The 24,897-nt window shown below is 63.3% G+C and carries 23 protein-coding genes; 18 read left to right on the top strand and 5 right to left on the bottom strand.

Annotation, left to right across the window (positions count from 1 at the left end; genetic code table 11):
* Positions 1-4 precede the first annotated feature (4 nt).
* From murG to dnaE, 12 genes are all read left to right on the top strand, one after another.
* Positions 5-1,123, top strand: coding sequence for an undecaprenyldiphospho-muramoylpentapeptide beta-N-acetylglucosaminyltransferase (gene murG, locus J2Y68_RS20465; protein WP_309996392.1), 1,119 nt, complete (start codon positions 5-7; stop codon positions 1,121-1,123).
* Positions 1,120-2,490, top strand: a complete 1,371-nt coding sequence (gene murC / locus J2Y68_RS20460; protein ID WP_309996389.1) for a UDP-N-acetylmuramate--L-alanine ligase — start codon at positions 1,120-1,122, stop codon at positions 2,488-2,490. Before murG ends, murC begins: the two co-directional genes overlap by 4 nt.
* Positions 2,483-3,340, top strand: a complete 858-nt coding sequence (locus tag J2Y68_RS20455; protein WP_309996386.1) for a cell division protein FtsQ/DivIB — start codon at positions 2,483-2,485, stop codon at positions 3,338-3,340. The genes murC and J2Y68_RS20455 overlap by 8 nt, the downstream gene beginning before the upstream one ends.
* 217 nt (positions 3,341-3,557) lie before the next feature.
* Entirely contained in the window at positions 3,558-4,778 is a 1,221-nt protein-coding gene (gene ftsZ, locus J2Y68_RS20450; RefSeq protein ID WP_309996383.1) for a cell division protein FtsZ, read from the top strand.
* A 26-nt stretch (positions 4,779-4,804) separates the two neighbouring features.
* Positions 4,805-5,518, top strand: a complete 714-nt coding sequence (locus J2Y68_RS20445; RefSeq protein ID WP_309996535.1) for a purine nucleoside phosphorylase YfiH/LACC1 family protein — start codon at positions 4,805-4,807, stop codon at positions 5,516-5,518.
* Positions 5,511-6,239: a YggS family pyridoxal phosphate-dependent enzyme gene (locus J2Y68_RS20440; RefSeq protein WP_309996381.1), complete on the top strand. Its 729-nt coding sequence runs from the start codon at positions 5,511-5,513 to the stop codon at positions 6,237-6,239. Before J2Y68_RS20445 ends, J2Y68_RS20440 begins: the two co-directional genes overlap by 8 nt.
* Before the next feature lie 85 nt (positions 6,240-6,324).
* Positions 6,325-6,861, top strand: coding sequence for a cell division protein SepF (locus tag J2Y68_RS20435; protein ID WP_211711311.1), 537 nt, complete (start codon positions 6,325-6,327; stop codon positions 6,859-6,861).
* Between the two features lie 106 nt (positions 6,862-6,967).
* Positions 6,968-7,255, top strand: a complete 288-nt coding sequence (locus tag J2Y68_RS20430) for a YggT family protein (RefSeq protein WP_091466654.1) — start codon at positions 6,968-6,970, stop codon at positions 7,253-7,255.
* Positions 7,256-7,412: 157 nt separating this feature from the next.
* Positions 7,413-8,105, top strand: coding sequence for a DivIVA domain-containing protein (locus J2Y68_RS20425; protein ID WP_309996378.1), 693 nt, complete (start codon positions 7,413-7,415; stop codon positions 8,103-8,105).
* 100 nt (positions 8,106-8,205) lie between these two features.
* Positions 8,206-8,814, top strand: a complete 609-nt coding sequence (gene lspA, locus J2Y68_RS20420; RefSeq protein WP_309996533.1) for a signal peptidase II — start codon at positions 8,206-8,208, stop codon at positions 8,812-8,814.
* Complete coding sequence (locus tag J2Y68_RS20415; protein ID WP_309996375.1) at positions 8,807-9,733, top strand: RluA family pseudouridine synthase; 927 nt, start codon at positions 8,807-8,809, stop codon at positions 9,731-9,733. The genes lspA and J2Y68_RS20415 overlap by 8 nt, the downstream gene beginning before the upstream one ends.
* Before the next feature lie 59 nt (positions 9,734-9,792).
* Positions 9,793-13,350 (top strand): DNA polymerase III subunit alpha, encoded by a 3,558-nt coding sequence (gene dnaE, locus J2Y68_RS20410; protein ID WP_309996373.1) that lies wholly within the window; start codon positions 9,793-9,795, stop codon positions 13,348-13,350.
* Positions 13,351-13,370: 20 nt separating this feature from the next.
* Here the strand turns inward: dnaE and J2Y68_RS20405 are convergent, their stop codons facing one another.
* Positions 13,371-13,871 (bottom strand): flavin reductase family protein, encoded by a 501-nt coding sequence (locus J2Y68_RS20405; RefSeq protein WP_309996369.1) that lies wholly within the window; start codon positions 13,869-13,871, stop codon positions 13,371-13,373.
* Between the two features lie 110 nt (positions 13,872-13,981).
* Here J2Y68_RS20405 and J2Y68_RS20400 point away from each other — a divergent pair, with 110 nt between their 5' ends.
* The 3 genes from J2Y68_RS20400 (at position 13,982) to nrdR (ending at position 16,555) form a co-directional block, all read left to right on the top strand.
* Positions 13,982-14,515 carry a hypothetical protein gene (locus J2Y68_RS20400; protein ID WP_309996366.1) on the top strand — a complete coding sequence of 178 codons (534 nt, stop codon included), beginning with the start codon at positions 13,982-13,984 and terminating at the stop codon, positions 14,513-14,515.
* Between the two features lie 4 nt (positions 14,516-14,519).
* The gene (gene hisD / locus J2Y68_RS20395) at positions 14,520-15,881 is read left to right on the top strand and encodes a histidinol dehydrogenase (protein WP_309996363.1); all 1,362 of its coding nucleotides are present in this window, start codon (positions 14,520-14,522) and stop codon (positions 15,879-15,881) included.
* Positions 15,882-16,051: 170 nt separating this feature from the next.
* On the top strand, positions 16,052-16,555 hold the full coding sequence (gene nrdR, locus J2Y68_RS20390; protein WP_309996361.1) for a transcriptional regulator NrdR: 504 nt from the start codon (positions 16,052-16,054) through the stop codon (positions 16,553-16,555).
* Between the two features lie 79 nt (positions 16,556-16,634).
* Here the strand turns inward: nrdR and J2Y68_RS20385 are convergent, their stop codons facing one another.
* The 3 genes from J2Y68_RS20385 to map all read right to left on the bottom strand — a co-directional run bounded on the left by J2Y68_RS20385 (position 16,635) and on the right by map (position 19,156).
* The gene (locus J2Y68_RS20385) at positions 16,635-17,396 is read right to left on the bottom strand and encodes an SDR family oxidoreductase (protein ID WP_309996359.1); all 762 of its coding nucleotides are present in this window, start codon (positions 17,394-17,396) and stop codon (positions 16,635-16,637) included.
* A 6-nt stretch (positions 17,397-17,402) separates the two neighbouring features.
* On the bottom strand, positions 17,403-18,206 hold the full coding sequence (gene ppgK / locus J2Y68_RS20380) for a polyphosphate--glucose phosphotransferase (protein ID WP_309996356.1): 804 nt from the start codon (positions 18,204-18,206) through the stop codon (positions 17,403-17,405).
* 71 nt (positions 18,207-18,277) lie between these two features.
* Positions 18,278-19,156, bottom strand: coding sequence for a type I methionyl aminopeptidase (gene map, locus J2Y68_RS20375; protein ID WP_309996354.1), 879 nt, complete (start codon positions 19,154-19,156; stop codon positions 18,278-18,280).
* A gap of 108 nt (positions 19,157-19,264) precedes the next feature.
* Between map and J2Y68_RS20370 the strand changes: the two genes are divergently transcribed.
* A complete protein-coding gene (locus J2Y68_RS20370) occupies positions 19,265-19,429 on the top strand; it encodes an SPOR domain-containing protein (RefSeq protein WP_011774435.1) in 165 nt (54 codons plus the stop codon).
* Here J2Y68_RS20370 and panB read toward each other — a convergent pair.
* Positions 19,426-20,331, bottom strand: a complete 906-nt coding sequence (panB, locus tag J2Y68_RS20365) for a 3-methyl-2-oxobutanoate hydroxymethyltransferase (RefSeq protein ID WP_309996351.1) — start codon at positions 20,329-20,331, stop codon at positions 19,426-19,428. The genes J2Y68_RS20370 and panB overlap by 4 nt on opposite strands.
* A 190-nt stretch (positions 20,332-20,521) precedes the next feature.
* On the opposite strand from panB, the gene glnA reads away from it, so the two are divergent.
* Both glnA and J2Y68_RS20355 read left to right on the top strand, forming a co-directional pair.
* Complete coding sequence (gene glnA / locus J2Y68_RS20360) at positions 20,522-21,862, top strand: type I glutamate--ammonia ligase (protein ID WP_090825698.1); 1,341 nt, start codon at positions 20,522-20,524, stop codon at positions 21,860-21,862.
* A gap of 9 nt (positions 21,863-21,871) precedes the next feature.
* Positions 21,872-24,883, top strand: coding sequence for a bifunctional [glutamine synthetase] adenylyltransferase/[glutamine synthetase]-adenylyl-L-tyrosine phosphorylase (locus tag J2Y68_RS20355; protein ID WP_309996349.1), 3,012 nt, complete (start codon positions 21,872-21,874; stop codon positions 24,881-24,883).
* Positions 24,884-24,897: the final 14 nt, after the last annotated feature.

The following is a 24,897-nucleotide window of genomic DNA, read 5'->3' as shown; positions in this document are numbered from 1 at the left end:
CTTCATGACTCCTGAATCCCTTACTGCCCGCAAGCCCCTGTCCGTTGTCCTGGCCGGCGGCGGAACAGCGGGACACGTCAGCCCCCTGCTGGCTATCGCTGATGCCTTGAGGGACAGGCATCCCGACGCCGCCATCATGACTGTTGGTACGCCGTCGGGCATGGAAACCCGGCTCGTTCCGGCTGCCGGCTACGAGCTCTCAACGATCGACCGCGTTCCGTTTCCGCGGCGTCCTTCGGCTGACCTGCTCAAGCTTCCCGGACGCTTGGGCGCTGCAGTCAAGCAGGCCCGGCGCATCCTGGAGGAAGCGGAAGCGGACGTCCTGGTGGGCGTGGGCGGCTACGTTTGCACACCCATGTACCTCGCCGCCCGAAAACTGCGGATCCCTATCGTCATCCACGAGGCCAACATGAAGGCCGGCCTGGCCAACAGGGTGGGAGCCCGGTTCAGCAAACACGTGGCTGTCGCCTTTGCCGGGACCCGCCTCCGGGGTGCACGGCATGTGGGCATGCCCATGCGCCGTGCCATCTCCGGACTCCACCGGGCCCAGGCAGCTCCGGCAGCCAAGGCGTCATTGGGGTTGGACCCGGTACAACCAACCTTGATCGTCACCGGTGGGTCATCCGGCGCCCAGAGCATCAACCGTTCCATTGCGGCTTCCTTGCCGGCACTGGCAGCGGCCGGGATCCAGACGTTGCACATCACCGGCAACGGGAAGTCGGTACTGGACGACGACGGCGGTCTCCTCGCCGCTCCCGGCTACCGCCAGGTGGAGTACGTCGACGGCATGGAGAACGTCTATGCCGCTGCTGATGTCCTTTTGGCCCGTGCAGGCGCCGGGACCGTGAGCGAAGTAGCGGCTGTGGGAGTTCCTGCAGTGTTCGTGCCCTTGCCCATCGGGAACGGAGAGCAGGCCTTGAACGCCGCCCCGTTGGTGGAAGCCGGGGGAGCACTGCTCATTGACGACAAGGACTTGAGCCCGGCATGGCTGGAAGCGGAACTCATTCCGCTCCTGTCGGACCGCGCGCGGCTCAGCGACATGGCCCGCAAGTCCGAGGCCCTTGGTATCAGAAACGCCGATCAGCGCATGGCTGATCTTGTCTTGGAAGCGGTATCCGCATGACCACCAGCATCGTCCCCCTTGAGTCCCTTGGCCGTGTCCACTTCATTGGCATAGGCGGGGTGGGAATGTCCGCCGTGGCCCGGATCATGGTGGCGCGGGGCGTGCCCGTCAGCGGTACGGATGCCAAGGACCTGCCAGTCATGCATGACCTTTCCGCGGCGGGTGCCCGGATTGCGGTGGGCTATGACGCCGGAAACCTGGGCGATGCCCAAACGATCGTGGCTGGCTCGGCGATCCGAGCGGACAACCCGGAACTGGCCGCCGCCCGCGCCGCGGGGCTGCCTGTGCTGCACCGGTCCGAGGCCTTGGCAGCCACCATGGCTGGACACCGGGTGGTCACGGTGGCGGGCACGCATGGGAAGTCCACTACCACCTCCATGGTCGCCGTCCTGCTGAAGGAAGCGGGGCTGGACCCCTCTTTCGCCATTGGAGCCAACGTCCCTGCGCTGGGCGTCAATGCCGCCCACGGGGCTTCGGACATCTTCGTGGCGGAGGCTGACGAGTCGGATGGTTCCTTCCTGAACTACCGCCCGCTGATTGCTGTTGTCACCAATGTGGAAGCCGACCACCTGGACCATTACGGCACGCCGGAGGCAGTGTTCGCTTCCTTCGACAACTTCGCCGCGCTCCTGCCGGCGGAAGGCGTGCTGCTGGCCTGCGCCGATGACGCCGGTGCTCGTGCCCTGGCCGAACGTACCGCTGGGAAGGGAACCACCCGCGTCCTGACCTACGGAACGGCCGAGGATGCGGACATCCGGCTTCACGACGACGGTCCGGCCGCCGTAGCTGTAGCCATCGGCGCCCAAACCCACGCACTGGCCCTCCAGGTACCTGGGCGGCACAACGCGCTGAATGCGGCAGCCGCGTTCGCGGTCGCCGTCGAGCTTGGCGTAGCCCCTGAAGCTGCGGCAGCAGCATTGGGCCACTTCACCGGAGCCTCACGCAGGTTCGAACTCAAGGGGCAGGGAAGGGGAGTGCGGGTCTATGACGATTACGCACACCACCCCACCGAAGTCAGGGCTGCCCTGTCGGCAGCGCGTTCAGTAGCCGGTGGCAGGAAGGTCCATGTCCTCTTCCAGCCGCACTTGTTTTCCCGGACCCGTGAGTTCGCTACTGAGTTCGCGGAGGCATTGGCCGCAGCTGACACCGCTCTTGTCCTGGATATCTATCCCGCCCGCGAAGATCCTGTCCCGGGTGTCACCAGCGCCTTGATCGCCGATCATTTGACCAATGGCCGCCTTGTTACGGCCAGCGAGGCCGTCGATTCCGTAGTAGCTGTGGCGGGTGAGGGCGACGTGGTCCTGACGGTAGGGGCGGGAGACGTCACGGCCTACGGGCCCGCGATTGTAGGAGCCCTGGGTGGCTAGCACCCGAAAGCCGACGTTCAAGCCCGGGACGGACTCGGCCATGGGCAAGGCCAGCGGGCCTCGAAGCGAGGGCCCGGGCGGGGTCATCAGTGCCCAGCGGTCCCTCGAGCCTGAACAGGAAACTTCGGACAACGTCATTGCTTTCCCGGAGCCGAAAGGGAAACGTAAGCGAAGGCTCGTGCTGTGGACGCTGTCCATTGTTGTCGCTTTCGTCGCCGTGCTCATGGCAGGGGCGGTGTATTCTCCGGTGCTGGCCGTTCGGACCGTCACCGTGGACGGCACCACGCTCCTAACGCCCGATGCCGTTCAAAAGGCGTTGTCAGGCCTGGACGGCAAACCACTTCCGCAGGTCAGCGAGCAGGAAGTCAACGAGCTCCTGAAGCCGTTGATCCAGGTCCGGTCGGCCACCATCGAGGCGCGACCGCCGTCGGAGTTGTTGGTCCATGTCAACGAACGGGTACCCGTGGCGTTGTTGAAGCAGGGCGACAGCTATGTGATGGTCGATGTCGATGGCGTGCAACTCGGTGCCACTAAGGACCTGGCCACTGTGGCCTTGCCGTTGATCGACGCCGGCGCCGGCGCGACCAACACGGAGTTGTTCAAGGCGATTGCCGCCGTTCTGGACACCTTGCCCGCAGACGTCCTGGCCAGGATGTCGACGGCATCAGCAGCCTCACCGGATGCGGTGGAACTGAAACTCGTGGACGGAAAGACGGTAGTGTGGGGCAATGCCGAGGACAGGGAACTGAAGGCGAAGGCACTTGAGGCGCTGTTGAAGATGCCTGCGGACCCCAAGGTACCCGTGCGCGTCTACGACGTCAGTGTCCCGCGGCATCCGTTCACCAAATAGAGCAGCACAGGGAAAGTAGACTCGCGACGGCGGCAGCCTTATTTCGCGGCAATCACACGACACGCGCAAGCGGTCATTGCATGTGGGAACCAGAGGAAATACCGTCGCAGTAGAGTTACTTGACATAACTATAACCTTCAACTAGAGGGTTAAGGTCCAAGTATTCAAGTTGGACTCGATCAGTTTCGCTATAGGACACAAGCAAGGGGCACGAAACGTGGCAGCACCGCAGAATTACTTGGCCGTCATCAAGGTCGTCGGCATCGGCGGCGGTGGCGTGAACGCAGTCAACCGCATGATCGAGGTGGGCCTTCGGGGCGTCGAGTTCATCGCGATCAACACCGACGCGCAGGCGCTGCTCATGAGCGACGCCGACGTCAAACTTGACGTCGGACGCGAACTCACCCGTGGCCTCGGCGCGGGAGCAAACCCCGAGGTCGGCAAGCAGGCCGCAGAAGACCACGCCGACGAGATCGAAGAAGTTCTCCGGGGTGCCGACATGGTCTTCGTCACCGCAGGCGAAGGCGGCGGTACCGGAACCGGTGGCGCCCCTGTGGTCGCTCGCATCGCCCGCTCCCTGGGTGCGTTGACCATCGGCGTCGTGACCCGTCCGTTCACGTTCGAAGGCCGTCGCCGTGCGGGCTCCGCCGAGGCCGGCATCGACGCGCTCCGTGACGAAGTCGACACCCTCATCGTGATCCCCAACGATCGCCTCCTGTCCATCAGTGATCGCAACGTCTCCGTCCTGGACGCTTTCCGTTCCGCGGACCAGGTGCTGCTGTCCGGTGTCCAGGGCATCACTGACCTCATTACCACCCCTGGCCTGATCAACCTTGACTTCGCCGACGTCAAGTCGGTCATGCAGGGAGCCGGTTCGGCCCTCATGGGTATCGGCTCCGCCCGTGGCGAGGACCGCGCCGTCAAGGCAGCGGAACTGGCCATTGCTTCCCCGCTTCTGGAGGCTTCCATTGACGGCGCCCACGGGGTCCTGCTCTCCATCCAGGGCGGCTCCGACCTCGGCCTGTTCGAAATCAACGAGGCCGCCCGCCTGGTTCAGGAAGTGGCCCACCCCGAGGCCAACATCATCTTCGGTGCCGTCATTGACGACGCCCTGGGTGACGAAGCGCGCGTCACGGTCATTGCTGCAGGCTTCGACGACGTCAAGGCCACCTCGCCGTCCATGGACCAGTCGCGTCCGGCCCAGAACCCCGTCCCCGCAGAGCGTCCCGCTGCTCCGAACAGCGCTCCGTCCAGCGCCGCGGCGCCGCAGCACGCAACAGCCGGCATCGGTGCCGCAGGACTGAGCAACTGGGGCCAGCAGCGTCCCGCCGCCCTGCCCGCAGACTCAGGGTTCGACGTCGACCTTCCCGCCGTCGTGGAACCGGACCTCTCCGGCAACCGCTCGGATGATCTCGATGTTCCCGACTTCCTGAAGTAAAGCCGCGTTCGGAGAGTCAGTACTTGGTGTTTTGGTGGCGTAATGAAGTCCTGCCCGGCGTCTCCGTAGCCTTTACGGACAGGGACGCCGGGAATCTGGCCCTCCACGTTGGAGACAACCCCGGAGAGGTCCTGGACCGCCGGATCCGGCTCGACCAGGCCGCAGGCCTGGGTGTCGGGCACTTCCAGTACATGGACCAGGTCCACGGAAACACTGTGGAGTTCATCGAGGTCCATGGGCAGGGACCCACCGCGGACGCCATGGTCTCCCGGGCCACTTCTGTCCACGCGGCACCGCAACCCCTGGCGGTCATGGTGGCAGACTGTGTGCCTGTGATCCTGGTGGGTGTCGACGACGGGAATCAGCCCATCATTGCCGCCGCCCATGCGGGGCGTCCAGGCGTCGCCTCCGGCGTTATCCCTGCAACGGTCGCGGAGATGCGCCGCCGGGGAGCGGCAGACATCAGGGCGTGGCTCGGTCCGTCCATCTGCGGTTCCTGCTACGAGGTGCCGGCCGAATTGAGGGCCTCCGTAGCGGCTGAGGTGCCAGCTGCCTGGGCGTCCACCTCGTGGGGAACGCCGGCTTTGGACCTTCCCGCCGGGGTGCGGTCCCAATTGGCTGCCGAGGACGTGGCAGTTGAGTATTCGGGAGAGTGCACCTTGGAAAACGACAGTCTTTTCTCATACCGGAGGGACAACCGTACCGGTCGATTCGCAGGTTTGGTGTGGACGCATGACTAGTTCCGGAAACGATCCACGTACCGCGGAACTGGCCGAACGGCTGGCCGCCGTGACCCTCAGGATCGAGGCAGCAACCGCGGCCGCCCAGCGGACCGACGCGCCCCGGCTCATCGTGGTCACCAAGTTCCATCCTGCCGCGGACGTCCGGCGCCTGGCGTCCTTGGGCGTTGTGGACGTCGGCGAAAACCGCGACCAGGAAGCCGCCGCCAAGTCCGGTGAACTGGCGGGCGTTGACGTTCGCTGGCACTTTATCGGGCAACTCCAAAGCAACAAGGCGAAGTCGGTGGTCAAGTACGCTTCGTCCGTCCAATCGATCGACCGCGTCCAACTCGTCGACGCGCTGGCCAAGGCCATGGCGCGGGAACAGGACGGCACGGGCCGGGCGGACCTCGACTGTTTCATCCAGGTCAGCCTGGAGGACGACGCCGGTGCGCACCGTGGCGGTGCCAGTCCGGCCGACGTCGAGGTTCTCGCGGAAAGGATCCAATCAGCGGGCGGCCTGCAGCTCTCCGGCCTGATGGCCGTGGCGCCGTTGGGCGCCGATCCGGAAGCGGCTTTCGAAAAGCTGGCAGGAATTTCTGCCAGTCTCCGTTCCGTTCATCCAGCGGCGACGGCAATTTCAGCGGGCATGAGCCAGGACCTGGAAGCTGCGATTAAGTTCGGGGCGACACACCTGAGAATTGGCTCCGATATTCTCGGTTCCCGTCCGGCCGTGGGGTAGCGTCAAAGTATTGGAATGACGGGCCGGGGTTCCGATGTGTCAAGTCATGGCGGCCCGCCTACTGCAGAAACGATAGGAGTGCACCATGGCTGGCGCTCTGCGCAAGACAATGATCTATCTTGGGCTCGCCGACGGCGATGAACACTACGAATCTGAGCAGGCAGTCGCCTCGCACCCCGACGAAGAACGCCCCCAGGCACAGGAACGGGAAGAGCGCCGCGCGCCTGCTCCCGTCCGGGAAGTTGTCCGTGAAATGCCCACCGTTGACGCCGAAGAGGAATACCGCGCACCTGTGACACCCATCAAGCGTGCGGCGTCCAGCCGCGAAGATGCCTCGGGCTTGAGGCAGATCACCACCGTCCATCCCCGCTCTTACAACGACGCCAAGGTCATCGGCGAGAGCTTCCGGGATGGCATCCCCGTCATCATGAACGTGACCGACATGGGCGAAGCGGACGCCAAGCGGCTTGTGGACTTCTCCGCAGGACTGGTCTTTGGCCTTCACGGCAGCATCGAACGGGTGACCAGCAAGGTCTTCCTGCTGTCGCCGTCGTATGTCGAAGTCATCGGAGATGACAAGAAGGCCAGCGAAACACAGGCCAGCTTCTTCAACCAAAGCTGACAAGAGTCTTTCAGGGATGCCAGGCGGGTCAACCTGCCTGGCATCTGTGTTGCAATAGTAGGGACCGATCGGCATTCCGGAACAAGTGGGAGATCTGAGCTAACTCGTGGGCATTGTTTTCGGCCTTATCTACATAGTGTTGTTGCTGTTCTTCATCGCCCTGATCATCAGACTCATCTTTGAGTGGGTGCAGATGTTCGCCCGGCAATGGCGGCCCCGTGGTGTGGCTTTGGTTACAGCCCATGTGGTGTACTCCGTGACCGATCCGCCACTGGGAAGGCTCCGCAAGCTGATCCCACCGCTGCAACTCGGCGGAATTTCGCTGGATTTGGGCTTTTTGATCCTGATCATTGCCGTGAGCATTGCAATGGCCGTAACCAGCAGCCTGGCCTAGCTGCACCGCGGAACCCCGGATCACCGATGGTCCACAGGCCGCAAATTCTCCAATTCAACACGATGGTGTTGAATTGGAGGAACCAGATGATATTTAGGTACCGTAGTTTTGAACGGCCGGAAGGCCTACTGACTAACTAGACCAACGAGGTGACCAGATGGCTTTGACGCCAGAAGACGTTGTCAACAAGCGCTTTCAGCCGACCAAGTTCCGCGAAGGCTACGACCAGGACGAGGTAGATGACTTCCTCGACGAGATCGTGGTTGAACTTCGCCGCTTGAACCAGGAAAATGACGAACTTCGCAAGAAGCTCGGCGAAGCCGGTTCGGCAGTGCCTGCTGCAGCTGCTGCGGCTCCGGTGGTTGAGAAGGTTCCGGCCCCCGTCAAGGTCGACAAGGAAGCCGAGGCCAAGGCAGAAGCTGAAGCCAAGGCCGCCGAAGCTGCCAAGAAGAAGGAAGCCGATCAGGCCGCAGCTGCTGCCGCCAAGGCGCCTGCTGCAAACAACAGCCTCACCCCCTCTGCCGAGTCGGCTGCAGGTCTGCTTGCCATGGCACAGCAGATGCACGACAAGCACGTTTCCGACGGTGCACAGCAGAAGGAAAAGATCATTGCCGAGGCGCAGATCGAGGCATCCAGCCTCGTCAACGACGCCCAGGAGAAGTCCCGCAAGATCCTTGGCGCCCTCGAGCAGCAGCGCTCCGTCCTGGAACGCAAGGTTGAGCAGCTCCGCGGTTTCGAGCGCGACTACCGCTCACGCCTGAAGGCCTACATCGAAGGCCAGCTGCGCGACCTCGATGCCCGTGGTTCCGTTGCCGCCCCTGAGGTCGGCGAAGCAACCGCAGACGTATAGCAAGTATTCTAAAAGCCGGTGGCTGAGGACTCCTCGGCCACCGGCTTTTGCTGTTAAACCGACGACAACAGGCCACCACGCTTAACGAATGAAAGCCATAATGACCGACGACTTCACCGATGACGCCTCACAGCCGGAGCCCGGCTCCCGCCGAAAGCGGCGTCCGGCCGTACTCTGGCTCTTTGCCGGCTTCGCCGTGTTCGCCTACGCCTTCGACCAACTCACCAAGCTCTGGGTAACCAGCACCATGACCGAGGGCGAGCGGATACCCGTCCTGCCTCCGTTGCTGCACTGGTATTACATCCGGAACTCCGGGGCGGCGTTCTCCATCGGTGAGAACGTGACGTGGATTTTCACTATCGTCATGGCGGCTGTTTCCATTGCGATCCTTTTCCAGCTGCGCCGCTTGGGCTCGGCCTGGTGGGCTTTGTCCCTCGGCCTCTTGCTGGGCGGAGCACTCGGGAACCTGACAGATCGCCTGTTCCGGGAGCCTTCCTTTGCCATGGGGCACGTCGTGGACTTCATTCAGTTGCCGAACTTTGCCATTTTCAACATCGCCGACTCGGCCGTGGTGTCCGGGGTGGCCATCATTTGCCTGCTGACACTCCGTGGAATCGGCATGGACGGGACGCGCCACGTCCCTGCACGGAAGCCGGCCGACGAGGCCAAGCCAGCCAGCGGTTCCACGGGGGATTCCACCAGTGAGTGACTCCGTGGTGGTACCCGAGGGCCTTGCCGGTGCACGCGCGGATGCAGGGCTGGCGAAATTGCTGGACATCTCCCGGTCTGCGGCGGCCCTGCTGATAGCCGAAGGCAACGTCACCGTCGGTGGCGTGCCCCTCGGTAAGTCGGCAAAGCTTGCAGCCGGCGCAGTTCTGGACGTCACCGTTCCAGAACGGCCGGACCCTTTGGAAGTCGTGGAGGAAGTTGTGGAAGGCCTGAAAATCCTGCTGGACGACGATGAATTCGTCGTCATCGACAAGCCGGTGGGTGTCGCCGCGCACCCGTCTCCCGGATGGGTGGGACCCACTGTGGTGGGTGGCCTCGCCGGGGCCGGATACAGGATCTCGACGTCCGGAGCGCCTGAGCGTGCAGGGATCGTGCACCGGCTCGACGTCGGCACATCGGGTGTCATGGTGGTGGCAAAAACAGAGCATGCCTACACCGTGTTGAAGCGGGCTTTCAAGGAACGCACCGTGGACAAGGTCTACCACGCAGTAGTCCAGGGCCTCCCCGATCCGCTCGAGGGAACCATTGATGCCCCCATCGGTCGTCACCCCGGACATGACTGGCGGTTCGCTGTCATTGAGGACGGTCGTCCATCAGTCACCCACTACGAGGTGCTCGAAGCGTTCGGCAAGGCAACCTTGGTGGAGGTGCACTTGGAAACGGGCCGTACCCACCAGATCCGCGTCCACTTCTCGGCTCTCCGCCACCCCTGTGCAGGTGATCTCACCTACGGTGCGGACCCCCGCCTGGCCGCCACCCTGGGACTGACCCGGCAATGGCTGCACGCCCGCCAACTTGGATTCAACCACCCGCGCACGGGGGAGTGGGTGGAAGTCAGCAGCGACTATCCCGCAGACCTCCAATACGCCTTGGACCTCCTGGCCAGCGGATCTGCCTAGTCGGCCCTTTCCGTCCCCGCGTCCGCATCCAGCCGGACCGGGGACGGTAGACTGTCGTGGTGACTTCCAGCAATGATTCGTTCGTCCACCTGCACACCCACACCGAATACTCCATGCTGGATGGAGCCGCCAGGCTGGGTGAGTTGTTTGACGAAACAGAACGGCTGGGCATGCCTGCCTTGGCCACCACGGACCACGGTTACCTGTTTGGTGCATTCGACTTCTGGCGTAAGGCCACGGACAAGGGCATCAAGCCCATTATTGGTGTTGAGGCGTACGTAACCCCGGGTACGGCCCGCGGCGACAAGGAGCGCGTCCGCTGGGGTGATGAAAGCCAACGCAAAGACGACGTCTCCGGTGGTGGCTCCTACACTCACATGACATTGCTGAGCTACAACAACGTGGGCATGCGGAACCTCTTCAGGGCTTCCTCCATTGCTTCCCTGGACTCTGTCTTCGGCAAATGGCCTCGGCTCGACCGCGAACTCCTCAACACCTACTCCGAAGGCCTGATTGCCACCACCGGCTGCCCTTCCGGGGAAGTCCAGACCAAGCTGCGGCTGGGGCTGTACCGGGAGGCCGTGGAGGCTGCCGCGGAGTTCCGCGACATCTTCGGCGCGGAGAACTACTTCTGCGAGCTGATGGACCACGGCCTGGACATCGAGCGACGCGTCACCGGTGACCTTCTGCGCCTGGCCAAGGAGCTGAACCTGCCGCTCGTTGCTACCAACGACCTCCACTACACGCACGAGCACGACGCCAAGGCGCACGAAGCCTTGCTGGCCATCCAATCCGGTTCCACCCTCCTGGAACCGACGTATGACAACGGCGGTTCGAGGTTCGCGTTCTCCGGTAGCGGGTACTACCTGAAGTCGCCGCAGGAAATGCGTGAACTGTTCCGCGACCATCCCGAGGCTTGCGACAACACCCTGCTCATCGCCGAGCGGTGCGAAGTGTCGTTCAACACCGGCGCCAACTACATGCCGCGGTTCCCCTGCCCACCCGGCGAAGACGAGACGTCCTGGCTGGTCAAGGAAGTCGATACCGGGCTCAAGTACCGGTACCCGCAAGGCATCCCGGACAAGGTGCGGGCACAGGCCGACTACGAGCTCGGTGTCATCACCTCCATGGGATTCCCCGGATACTTCCTGGTGGTGGCCGACTTCATCAACTGGGCCAAGAACAACGGCATCAGGGTGGGCCCGGGCCGTGGTTCCGGTGCAGGTTCCATGGTGGCTTACGCCATGCGCATCACGGATCTCGATCCGCTGCAGCATGGACTTATCTTCGAACGCTTCCTCAACCCGGACCGCGTTTCCATGCCCGACTTCGACGTCGACTTCGATGATCGCCGCCGCTCGGAAGTGATCGATTACGTCACCAAGAAGTACGGTGACGAACGCGTGGCCATGATCGTCACGTACGGAACCATCAAGACCAAGCAGGCGCTCAAGGACTCCTCCCGTGTGCTGGGCTACCCGTTCAGCATGGGCGAGCAGCTGACCAAGGCCTTGCCGCCGGCTGTCATGGCCAAGGACATCCCGCTGGCGGACATCCAAAACCCGGAGTCCAAGCGCTACAGCGAAGCAGGGGATTTCCGGCAACTCATCGCTACGGATCCCGAGGCCGCCAAGGTCTTCGAGACGGCGTTGGGCATTGAGGGGCTGAAGCGCCAGTGGGGTGTGCACGCGGCAGGCGTGATCATGTCCTCGGACCCCATCATTGACGTCATTCCGATCATGCGCCGCTTCCAGGACGGCCAGGTCATCACGCAGTTCGACTACCCGACGTCCGAAGGCCTCGGGCTGATCAAGATGGACTTCCTGGGCCTCCGAAACCTCACGATCATTTCGGATGCCCTGGAAAACATCAAGATGAACCGCGGCGTCGACCTGGACCTGGAAAACCTGGAACTCGACGACGCCGCCTCCTACGAGCTGCTGGCCCGCGGCGACACGCTGGGCGTGTTCCAGCTCGACGGCGGCCCCATGCGGTCGCTGCTCAAGCTGATGAAACCTGACAACTTCGAAGACATCTCGGCTGTGCTGGCCCTGTACCGTCCGGGACCCATGGGCGCCAACGCCCACACCGACTACGCACTGCGCAAGAACGGGATCCAGGAAGTCATTCCGATCCACCCTGAATTGGAGGAACCGCTCAGGGAAATCCTTGGCGGCACCTTCGGCCTGATCGTGTACCAGGAGCAGGTCATGGCCGTGGCGCAGAAGCTGGCCGGCTACTCACTCGGCCAAGCCGATATCCTCCGACGCGCCATGGGCAAGAAAAAGAAGTCCGAGCTGGACAAGCAGTTCGCAGGCTTCTCGCAGGGTATGCAGGACAACGGCTATTCGATGGCTGCCGTTAAAACACTCTGGGACATCCTGCTCCCGTTCTCCGACTATGCGTTCAACAAGGCCCACTCGGCAGCGTATGGCGTGATTTCCTACTGGACCGCGTACCTGAAGGCGCATTATGCGCCGGAGTACATGGCTGCGCTACTCACGTCGGTGGGCGATGATAAGGACAAGTCCGCCATCTACCTGAACGAGTGCCGCCGCATGGGCATCACGGTCCTCCCGCCGGACGTCAACGAATCTTCGTTGAACTTCACTCCTGTGGGAACGGACATCCGCTTCGGCATGGGTGCCATCCGCAACGTCGGCGTGAATGTGGTGGATGCCATGGTTGCGGCAAGGACATCCGAAGGCAAATACACCTCGTTCAAGGATTTCCTGCTCAAGGTTCCCGCCGTCGTGTGCAACAAGAGAACCATTGAATCCCTGATCAAGGCCGGCGCGTTCGACTCCCTGGGCCACCATCGACGCGCGCTGGCAATGATCCACGAAGAAGCCATCGACTCGGTCATCACCCTGAAGAGGAACGAAGCGATTGGCCAGTTTGACCTCTTTGCAGGCTTCGAGGACCAGGAACCTGAAGCATCGCTGACCACGGAAATCCCGGATCTTCCGGAGTGGGAGAAGAAGGACAAGCTGTCCTTCGAGCGTGACATGTTGGGCCTCTACGTCTCAGACCATCCGCTCCAGGGGCTGGAGGGCGTCCTCAGCCAGCACGCCGAACAGTCGATTACGTCGATCATCGCCGAGGACGGACCGCACGACGGCGCGATTGTCACCATTGCGGGGATGATCACCTCGTTGAGCCGTAGGATCGCGAAGGCCAGCGGCAACGCCTATGCCCGGGCGGAAATCGAGGACCTGGGCGCCTCGATGGAGGTCATGTTCTTCGGCCAGGTCTATGGCCCGATTGCCTCCGTGCTGGCGGAGGACCTGATTGTGGTGGTCAAAGGACGCTTGCAGCGCCGGGATGACGGAGCCGTGACGCTGAACTGCATGGAACTCTCCGTGCCGGACCTCAGCGAGAGCGTGAACGGGCCCGTCGTGATCACCATCCCCACGTTCAAAGCCACAGAAGCTGTGGTGACCGACCTCCGCGATGTGCTGCGGACCCACCGGGGAAACTCGGAAGTCCGGCTGAAGCTGATGGGCGACACCAAGGTGGAGGTCATGGGGCTGCCGGTCCACATGAGGGTGAACCCCAGCCCGTCACTGTTCGGAGACCTCAAGGTCCTGCTGGGCCCGGCCTGCCTGGATAACTAGCAGGCAGGGCCCGATCGGGCTCAGATCTCGTAGTCGAGCGGGGCGGGCTTGCTGTACGCGCCGCTGTGATACAGCAGGGGAGTGCCGTTGTCTCCTACCTGTCCGTCGACGACCTCGACCACCACCACGGCGTTGTTCTCGAACGACAAGCGCATTTGGATCTTTCCAACGAGCCAGCCGCTGACATCCTTGAGGATTGGCACGTCGTGTGGCCCTGGCTCCCAGTGGTCGCCTTCGAAGCGGTCGCGGGTCCGGGCGAAGCGATTGGCCAGGGCCTGGTTTTCAAGCCCTAGCATGTGCACTCCGATGAATTCCGCGTTGGCCACGGCCGGCCAGGAACTGGAACTCCGGGCCATGTTGAAAGTGAAGCGGGGCGGTTCGGCGGACAAGGACGCCACGGAAGTGGCGGTGAAACCGAACGGTTTGCCGTTGAGGTTGGCAGTAATGATGGCCACCCCTGCTGCATGCCGGCGGAACATCTCCCTGAAGGTCTGCTCGAAGCCGGGTTCTTCGCTTGCCACGTTGCTGTTCTCCTGGACTGGGGTTGCGGGTCTTACTCTCAGGGTATTCCCCGGGCGCTCCAGCCCGTTCTTTTGCGGGGCCAGCGTGAACCTTTGTTAATGTGGGTTGCATGACCGAGCCCAGTGTGAGCCTCCCTTCCGTTTCCGAACCGGCTCCGGCCCGTGGCCCACGGCAATTGCGGGACGCCTTTTGGCTGGCCCTTCCCGCGGCTTTGGGCGTTGTCCTGGGTGTGCTCTGGTGGCTCTTGGCTCCAGGCGGTCTCAACCTCCTCTCGGGCAACCCGGACCTGGCCAATCCCGCGGACCCGGAATCGTGGCTTCCCCGGGACTTGGTCCTTGCGGCCCTGATGCTCCTGGCAGGGTGTGCCACGGGACTTGCCTTGGACGGAAAGCTGCAGGGCACGGACGCGCCGCGCCGGTTGGCCTTTGCGCTGGTGGGCGGTGCGGCGGGCGCGGTCATGGCGTGGCTTGTCGGCCTGCTCGCCGGCCAGTTGTGGAGCCAGGTCCCGGATCCCGCACTCGGAGCAGGGTACGGGTTCACGCTCCGCTCGTATGCCGTGCTGGTTCTGTGGCCAGGAGCCCTGGCCTTCGTGACGTTTGTCCTGGCGCTGTTCGGGGTTCTTTCGAAGAAGCCCGTAAAATAGCCGGGTGACCACTTCCCCGGATACTTCCGTCCCAGCCGCTGCCCTCGATTTCCGCACTATCGATTTCCGGGGCCGCCATCTTTCGCTCGCTGAACTGCGTGCCGCCGTTCCCAGGGCCCGCCACCAGACGATGGCTGACGCCGAGCAAAAGGTCCAGGACATCATCTCTGCCGTACGCAGCCAGGGCTTCGCTGCCCTGGGTGAGCTGGCACGGAAGTTCGACGGAGTGGAACAGTCGCACCCCCGCGTCCCGGCCGAAGCACTGACGCAGGCGCTGGACGCGCTCGACCCCGAGGTCCGTGCTGCACTGGAGGAATCGATCAGGCGGGCACGCCAGTTTGCGGACCAGCAGCGGCCCGCCAACGTGGATGTCGCGTTGGGCGACGGCGCAGTAGTCAGCCAGAACTGGATTCCCGTGGGCCGCGTTGGGCTGTATGTCCCCGGCGGCCTCGCCCCCTTGGCATCATCCGTGATCATGAATGTGGTCCCTGCTGTGGCTGCCGGTGTCGGGTCCATTGCCCTGGCCTCGCCTCCGCAGAAGGACTTTGATGGTTTGCCGCACCCCACCATCCTCGCGGCCGCCAAACTCCTGGGTATCGACGAGGTGTACGCCATCGGTGGTGCGCAGGCGATTGTGTCCTTCGCCTATGGCATCCCGGGATCCGGTGATGAACTACCGATCGAACCCGTAGACGTTGTCACCGGACCCGGCAACATCTTCGTGGCCACCGCCAAGAGGTTGGTCAAGGGTGTGGTGGGCATCGACTCCGAAGCCGGGACCACTGAGATTGCGATTCTTGCGGATGCCACCGCGCAGGCACCCCTTGTAGCTGCCGACCTCATCAGCCAGGCCGAGCACGATCCCAAAGCTGCTTCTGTCCTGGTGACGGACTCCGCGGACCTGGCCGACGCCGTCGTGCTTGAACTTGCACGGCAGGCGGCTGCCACCAAGCACAGCGCCCGGGTTCTTGAGGCGTTGTCCGGGCCCCAGTCCGGTGTGGTGTTGGTCGACGACCTGGAGCAGGGGATCGCAGTGTGCAACGCCTACGCGGCCGAGCACCTGGAAATCATGACCGCGGACGCAGCTTCAGTCGCGTCCCGGATCCGCAACGCCGGAGCGATCTTTGTAGGGGAGTACAGCCCTGTCAGTCTGGGTGACTACTGCGCCGGTTCGAACCACGTCCTGCCAACCAGCGGCACCGCGGCTTTCTCGTCCGGATTGAATGTGACCACTTTCCTGCGCGCAGTGCAGGTCATCAACTATGACCGTGCCGCCTTGCAGGAGGTCAGCACCCACATCGTCAGCTTGTCGGGCGCGGAGGACCTGCCGGGTCATGGAGACGCCGTCAGGATCCGGTTCGCCTGACAGCCAACCACTACATATAAGGGTGCACACCACTACATGTAGTAGTTACACGCTTGTCATTAGGGTGTAGTGGAACGTAAACTGGTGCCGGAAGCTATCTTCCGGCACCTTTGCGTCTCCGGCGACCTGCCGGGTGAGTCCCGTGCCGGATCTGTCAGGGGAGGCCCAGCGTGTATTGTCCGTTCTGCCGGAATCCTGACTCTCGCGTCGTTGACAGCCGCATGGCGGACGACGGGTCTTCCATTCGCAGGCGCCGCCAGTGCCCCGAATGTGGTCGCCGTTTCACTACCGTGGAAACCACCAGCCTCTCCGTCATCAAGCGCTCTGGCGTAGGCGAGCCCTTCAGCCGTATCAAGGTCATCAGTGGCGTCCGCAAGGCGTGCCAAGGGCGTCCGGTCACCGAGGACGACCTCGCCATGCTGGCACAGGAAGTCGAAGAGAACATCCGTTCGTCGGGTGCAGCGGAGATCGATGCTCACGAGGTAGGCCTGGCCATTCTTGGTCCGCTCCGGAAGCTGGACGAGGTGGCGTATCTTCGCTTTGCCAGTGTGTACCAGGCCTTCGAGTCCCTGGAAGATTTCGAGTCCGCTATTTCCTTGCTCCGCCACGAGGCCGAAGCCCACGCCAAGGCGGGCACCAAGCAAGCCCAAGGTTCCGAGAAGAGCCAACTCTAGCTCCGGTGGCGGCAGCGGAGGGGAAGCCGCAGCCGCCACCGGCACCATGGCAGCTACCAGCACTGTGGCACGGGCCGGGCTATCGCCCGCCCGCCACTGGAAGCACAGCCCCCGTGATGTAGCCGGCCTCGCCGGACATCAGCCACATCACCGCGGCTGCGACTTCTTCCGGTTCAGCGCCACGACCCATGGGGATGGTTGGGTTCAGCTTTTCCACACGGTCCGGCATGCCTGCTGCCGCGTGAAGCCCCGTTTTGGTGCTGCCCGGTGCCACTGCGTTGACGCGGATTCCCTGCTTGGCCACCTCGGACGCCAAACCCACCGTCAGGACATCCACCGCGCCCTTCGTTGCGGCGTAGTGCACCCAGGTACCGGGTGAGCCGGCCTTGGTGGCGGTGGAGGAAATATTCACGATGTTTCCGCCATTGCCGCCATGATCCGTTGACAGCCTCCGCACAGCTTCCTGGCACATGAAAATCATGCCCGTGACGTTGACGTCGACAACCCGCTGCACTTTCTCGGCAGGCACCTCCACCAGGGTGCCGATCTGGTTGCCGGTGATGGCGGCGTTGTTAATTACCGCTGTCACCGTTCCCCAGTCTCCGGCTTCGTCAAACAAGCGAACGACGTCGGCAGGTTGGCTGACGTCCGCCTGTACAGCAAGTGCACGGCCGCCTTGGGCAACAACGCGGCGGACAACTGCGTGTGCGCCCTCGGCATCCGCTGAGTAATTAACGACGACGCCATACCCGGCGGCTGCCGCGGCGTGGGCTACGGCAGCGCCGATGCCACGGCTTGCACCGCTGACGATCGCGATCCGGTTTCCCGACTCGTCCTCCACCAGGCCCTACTTGGCGAGCTTGTGGTGCAATGCCACCTCAAGGGCAGCGCCAACAATGCCGGCGTCGTTTTTCAACTTGGCAGTCACGATCTTGGTGCGCAGCTTCAGGTGGGGGAAGTACTCGTCGGACCGCTTCGAGATCCCGCCGCCCACGATGAACAGCTCAGGGGAGAACAGGAACTCCACGTGCTGGAGGTAGCGGTTCAGCAGGACACCATACTCGTCCCAGCTCAGGCCATCGCGTTCGCGGGCAACAGCCGATGCCTTCGTCTCGGCGTCGAATCCGTCCACCTCAAGGTGACCCAGTTCAGCGTTGGGGACCAGCTGGCCGTTGAAGATGAAGGCAGATCCGATCCCGGTGCCCAGGGTGATCACCAGGACTGTTCCGTCCACGCCTTCGCCTGCGCCGTAGCGGGCCTCGGCAAGGCCGGCGGCGTCGGCATCATTAATGACCTCAACGGGGCGCCCCAGACGCTTGGTAAATGCCGCATCGATGTCGGTATTCAGCCAGGTTTTGTCCACGTTGGCCGCAGAGTGGACCACGCCGTGCTGGATGATGCCCGGGAATGTTACGCCCACCGGGGAGTCTGCTGCCGGCGCGTCGGGACGACTGGACAGTTCTTCGACGATCTGTGCAACTACTTCGGCGACAGCCTCCGGGGTTGCGGGCTGTGGAGTGGGCACCCGAAAACGGTCACCTATCAGCTTGCCCTTCTTCAGGTCGACGATGCCGCCCTTGATGCCGGTGCCGCCGATGTCGATTCCGATCAGCGGGGCGTTCTTGTGGGTCTTCTCATCCTTCTTGGACAATGCATTTCCGATCGTGGCAGGAGGGGATGGGCATGGCGCAGCCTCCGGGGCTGCTGGACCTTCCGGAGGGCTCAGGGAAGGGTCAGGATTTCCGCGCCGGTCTCTGTGACCAGCAGGGTGTGTTCGAATTGGGCCGTGCGCTTGTGGTCCTTGGTGACGACCGTCCAGTCATCGGCCCACATGTCCCATTCGATGGTTCCGAGGGTCAACATGGGTTCAATGGTGAAGACCATGCCTGCCTCGATCACGGTGTTGTACGCCGGGGCCGCATCGTAATGCGGAATGATGAGGCCCGTATGGAACGCCTCACCCACGCCGTGGCCAGTAAAGTCGCGAACCACGCCGTAGCCGAAGCGTTTTGCGTAGGACTGGATGGCCCGTCCGATGACGTTGATCTCGCGGCCGGGGGCCACGGCTTTGATGGCCCGGTTGAGCGACTCCTGCGTGCGCTCAACCAGCAGTCGGGATTCTTCGTCCACGTCGCCAACGAGGAAAGTGTAATTGGTGTCCCCATGGACTCCGCCGATGAAGGCGGTGATGTCGATGTTCAGGATGTCGCCGTCCTGGACCACCGTGGAATCCGGGATGCCGTGGCAGATGACCTCATTGAGGGAGGAGCACAGCGACTTGGGAAAACCCCTGTAGCCGAGCGTGGACGGGTAGGCATTGTGGTCCAGCAGGAACTCATGCCCCACCTTGTCCAACTGGTCCGTGGTGACCCCGGGTTGGATGTGCTTGCCGACCTCGACAATTGCCTGTGCCGCGATCTTGCTGGCAATCCGGATCTTCTCGATGGTCTCGGCTGACTTCACCTCGGAGCCGGTGAACTTGGCAGGTGCCTTCTTGCCTACATACTCGGGCCGGGGGATCGACGCCGGGACGGGGCGTTCAGGGCTGATGGTTCCCGGGGTGAGGGCGCCAATGGGTGCAGTCGAAGCTAGAGAAGGCATAGATTGATCATATAAGGCACGCAAGAGACGCAAGTAACAAAGTGTGGTTGGGTTCCTGTGACCCCGCCAACGTTACGCGTCCAATCGCCCGAGGATCGAGGAGGAGACGTGACGGAGTACTGGTACAACGTCAAGACGCACGAGATCGAAGAGGACGCCATGTCCGATTGGACCCAGCTGATTGGCCCCTATAAGACCAGGGAAGAAGCCGAGCACGCCCTGGAGAAGGTCAAAGCGCGCAACGACGCCTGGGACGCCCAGGACGACGACTAGAAGGAGTGCTCCGGTCCGGGGAACTGTCCGGACCGGACGTCGTCGCCGTACGCAGCCGCTGCATCGCTCAGTGTGGTGCGAAGGTCCGCGTACTGCTTGACGAACTTGGCCATCTTTCCGCCCCGCAATCCGGCCATGTCCTGCCAAACGAGGACCTGGCCTGTGGTGCTCTTGCCTGCCCCAATGCCTACGGTCGGAACCCGAAGTGCTGCGTCCACGGTGGCCGCGGTTTCTGCCGGGACCATCTCCATGAGGACGCTGAAGGCGCCGGCGTCCTGCAGGGCCACTGCGTCATCGACCAGGCGCTGGGCGTCATCCCCGCGGCCCTGTACCCGGTAACCACCCAGGGAGTGCTCGCTTTGGGGAGTGAACCCGATGTGGGCCATGACAGGGATGCCCGCCTGGACCATTGCTTTGACGGTGTCCGCGTAGTAGGCCGTGCCCTCGATCTTGACGGCGTGCGCCAGGCCTTCCTTGAGGAACCTGACACCTGTGGCGACGGCCTGCTCAGCGGAAACCTCGTAGCTGCCGAAGGGCAGGTCCGCGACGATCAAGGCACGCTTTGCCGACCGTGCAACGGCCCGGCACAACGGCAGGAGCTCATCGACGGTGACGGGAAGGCTGGTCTCGTTGCCGAAGACGTTATTGGACGCGGAATCGCCCACCAGGAGGACTTCGATTCCGGCTTGGTCGAAAATCTCCGCTGTGTACTGCTCATAGGCGGTCAGCATGGCGAAGTGCTCGCCGTTGTCCTTGGCTTGCTGGAGGTGGTGGATCCGAACCCTGGCCGTCGGCTTCCTGCCTGAAGCCGACGACGGTTGTGCCGCTGCCGTAGGGCCGCGGCCGTAGGGGGCGGGGACTTCGGCGGGCGTGGTGGACTCAGGTGTGTTGCTCGGGGCCATGGATAGAGCCTAAGCGGTGCCGACGACGCCTGCCACCACTGTGCCCGGCGTCACCTTGTGTAAACGCTGTGTTACGCGCGGCTACTGCTGCGGCATTAGCACGGAACTCTTAGTAGAGTGAAGGCTGAGCTGTCGTGGCTTCAGTCCAATGAAACCAGCGGCATGGACACCGAACCGGAAAAGAGGCCCTATGGACCGCCAGCAAGAGTTCGTTCTGCGGACAATCGAAGAGCGTGACGTGCGCTTCGTACGCTTGTGGTTCACCGACGTCGTGGGTTCGCTTAAATCCGTTGCGCTTGCGCCGGCCGAAGTCGAGGGTGCCTTCGAAGAGGGCCTTGGCTTTGATGGTTCAGCCATCGAGGGCCTGGCCCGCGTGTTCGAGTCCGACATGCTCGCCCAGCCCGACCCGTCCACCTTCCAGATCCTGCCGTGGCGTGGCGAGACCGAGCAGACCTCCAGGATGTTCTGCGACATCCTGACGCCCGACGGTGAGCCGTCCGCCGCCGACCCCCGCAATGTCCTCAAGAGGACCCTGGCCAAAGCCGCGGACATGGGTTTCACGTGCTACACCCACCCGGAGATTGAGTTCTACCTGCTGAAGTCCAAGGACCTCGGTCCTGACGGCTCGCCGGTCCCCGTGGATGAGGGCGGCTACTTCGACCACGTCCCAGGCGGCGTTGCGCAGGACTTCCGACGCACTGCGGTCACCATGCTCGAGTCTGTTGGCATCTCAGTGGAGTTCAGCCACCACGAAGGCGGACCGGGACAGAACGAAATCGACCTCCGCTATGCGGATGCGCTCCAGACCGCGGACAACATCATGACGTTCCGCACGGTGATCAAGGAAGTCGCCCTCCAGCAGGGGACCTACGCCACCTTCATGCCCAAGCCGTTCACCGACCACCCGGGTTCGGGCATGCACACGCACTTCTCCTTATTCGAGGGCGACACCAACGCTTTCTTCGAGGCCGGGGCGGAATTCCAGCTGTCCAAGACGGCGCGCCAGTTCATTGCCGGCATCCTCAAGCACGCACCCGAATTCACGGCCGTGACCAACCAGTTCGTGAACTCCTACAAGCGCCTCTGGGGCGGCGGCGAGGCACCGAGCTACCTGAGCTGGGGCCACAACAACCGTTCTGCACTGGTCCGCGTCCCGCTCTACAAGCCCGGCAAGGGCCAATCCGCACGTATTGAGTACCGCGGCATCGATTCAGCCACCAATCCGTACCTGGCCTACGCCGTGCTGTTGGGCGCCGGTTTGAAGGGCATCGAGGAAGGCTACGAGCTTCCCGCGGCAGCCGAGGATGACATTTGGTCGTTGACCACGGCGGAGCGCAAGGCCATGGGCCACGCGCCGTTGCCGGCCAGCCTCCACGATGCCATCCGCGCCATGGAAGAATCCGAGCTGGTGGCCGAGATCCTTGGCGAACAGGTCTTCGAGCACTTCCTGCGCAACAAGCGCGCAGAATGGCAGGACTACCGCCTTCAGGTCACTCCATACGAGTTGCAGCGCAACCTCGGCATTCTGTAGGCAGGGCCCATGAGCCTCGCACGTCGGCTCATCTCAGCCGGATTCAGTGATCTCGAAAAGGGCGAACGCTTCCTCGCTGCCCCTGAACTTGAGGGGATCGACGAGGACGCGCTTTTCGTCGGGCTCTCCATGGCGGCCAGCCCGGATACGGCACTCCAAACACTGGTCCGGCTTATCGAGAAGAATCCCGGACTGAAGAAGCTGGCTGCAGCAGACCCGGATGCCAGTGAGCCCATGTACCGGCTGCTGGGTGCCTCCGAAGCGCTGGGGGAGTTCCTCATCCGACGGCCGGAGCACCTGGACGTTTTTGATGTCCGCGTCAGTCCAGAGCCACTTCAGACATCCAGCGAAGATCTCCGGACGCTGCTTCTTCGCTCGGTGAAAGCCGAACCGGGCGCTCAGCGTCCGATTGCAGGAATCACCGGGATGCCGGCTTACGCCGCTTTGCGCACTGCCTACCGGCGCGGGCTGACGGAGCTTGCCATCAAGGACCTTTGCGCTGCCTCGCCACAGGACTTCATGCCCTCTGTCGGTGCCGAGCTGGCGGACCTTGCCGGTGCCGCGATCGAGGCGGCCCTGGCGGTGTCCCGTGCCGAAGCGGCAGGCCAGTATGCTCCCGCGGAGATTGCCGACGTCGGACTCGCGGTCATCGGTATGGGTAAATGCGGTGCGCGCGAGCTGAACTACATTTCCGACGTCGACGTCATTTACGTCGTCGAATCCGGGGAACTCGATGACGCGCGTGCCTCAACCATCGGTACGGCCCTGGCGTCAGGAATTTCCAGGGCCATCTGGTCGTCCGCTCCCGAGCCGGGGCTGTGGGAAGTCGATGCCAACCTGCGGCCGGAAGGCAAGTCAGGGCCGTTGGTCCGCACCCTGCCCTCGCACTTGAGCTACTACGCCCGTTGGGCCGAAAGCTGGGAGTTCCAAGCACTTCTGAAGGCCCGCACCATTGCCGGAGACCGGGAGCTTGGCCAGCGTTACGAGAAGGCAGTGGAGCCCCTGGTGTGGTCCTCTGCAGGCCGTGAGGGCTTTGTTGAATCCGTGCAGGCCATGCGCCGCCGGGTGACGGACTATATTCCAGCGGCCGAAGAACAGCGCCAGATCAAGCTGGGACGCGGCGGACTTCGGGACGTCGAATTCACCGTGCAGCTGTTGCAGCTGGTCCATGGCAAGTCCGATGAATCCCTGCGGTGCAGGGACACCACCTCCGCCATTGCAGCACTATCCGCCGGTGGATACATCGGCCGTGCAGACGCGGCAGCCTTCGACAACGCGTACCGGTACCTCCGCCTGCTCGAACACCGCATCCAATTGTTCCAGTTGCGCAGGACCCACCTGATGCCGGCCACTGAAGATGCCCAGCGCTTCCTTGCCAAGGCAGTCCTGGGTCCATTCGCGCTTGAGCGCCCGCATCCCGACCAGCTGATGGGGACGTGGCAGAAGACCAAGAAATCGGTCCGGGAGTTGCACGAGAGGATCTTCTACCGGCCACTGCTCAATACTGCGGCAAAGCTGAGTAGCGAAGACGCCAGGCTCAGCCCTGAAGCTGCGCAAGGCCGGCTCGCCGCACTCGGTTACCTGGACCCCCAAGGCGCCATGCGGCACATCGAGGCACTCACCGCAGGAGTCAGCCGGCGCGCGGCGCTGCAGCGCCAGCTGCTTCCCATCCTTCTCGGCTGGCTGGCGGAGGGTGTGGATCCCGACGCCGGTCTACTCGCCTTCCGCCGTGTCAGCGAGGCACTTGGAACCACGCATTGGTACTTGGGATTGCTCCGTGATTCCCAAGCAGCCGCCGAGCGGTTGTGCCAGGTCCTGGCCAACTCCCGGTTGATTTCGGACCTGCTGGAAGTGTCGCCGGAGTCCGTAGCGTGGCTTGGCAGCGACAAGGAACTGGCGCCGATCCGGTTTGAGGCGCAGTGGCAGGAAATCCAGTCCAAACTTTCCCGCCACCCGGACCCTGAAAGCGCCATGCGTCTCATCAGGCTGATCCGGCGCCGGGAAATCCTGCGGACCGCCATTGCGGACAGTGCCGGGTTGCTGAACCAGGACGCCGTTGGGCTCGCTCTGGCCGAGACAGACCGGGCAGCCGTCCTTGGTGCTTTGCATGTTGCCGAATCGGTGGTGGCTGCGGAGGGTCCGCTGAAGACTGATGTCCTGGTGGTCGCGATGGGCCGGCAAGGCGGACGCGAGATCGGTTACGGTTCAGACGCGGATGTCATTTATGTCCACCGCGCCCGCCCCGGTTTCAGTGATGCCGAGGCCCAGGAACAGGCGACGACGATTGTCGCCAAGATCTCCAGTTTCCTCACCCAGCCGCTCAAGCCGGCCATCATGGCAGAACGAGTACTGATGGTGGACGCCGACCTCCGGCCCGAAGGCAAGAACGGTGCCATGGTGCGTTCCCTGGACTCCTATGCGGAGTACTACCGCAGATGGTCGCTGATCTGGGAAGCCCAGGCGCTGTTGCGGGCCCGCCCCATGGCCGGCTCGGATGAGCTCGCCGCCGATTTCGTCAAGCTCATCGATCCCATCCGTTACCCCGAGGAACTCGCCGAGCAGGATGTTCGGGAGATTCGCCGTGTCAAGGCGCGTGTAGAGTCCGAACGGTTGCCTCGTGGCGCTGATCCGGCGCGGCATGTGAAGCTGGGCCGTGGCGGGTTGAGCGACGTCGAGTGGTTGGTCCAGTTGATTCAGCTTCAGCACGCCGGGAAGCACCCGGAACTGCGGACCAGTTCTACCCTCGAGGCTCTGGCCGCCGCCGAAAAACTGGACTTCATCGACGAAGACGACGCGGCGCTCCTGCGGGAGGCATGGCAGCTTGCCAGCCGCATCCGTTCCGCAAATGTCATCGTGACTGGCCGGGCTTCAGACCTCCTTCCGTCCTCGCGTAAGGATCTGGAGGCGGCAGCGCGCTGGTGTGGGTATGCTCCCGGGAACGCCGGTCAGTTCGAAGAGGACTACCTGCGGCTTAGTCGTCGTGCCAGGGGAGTGTTCGAGAGACGGTTCTACGGCAACTAGTCCTGCCGGGTGTG

The organism is Paenarthrobacter nitroguajacolicus (assembly GCF_031455195.1).
Taxonomy (GTDB): Bacteria; Actinomycetota; Actinomycetes; order Actinomycetales; family Micrococcaceae; genus Arthrobacter; species Arthrobacter nitroguajacolicus_D.
This window is presented reverse-complemented; position numbering and strand designations above follow the sequence as displayed.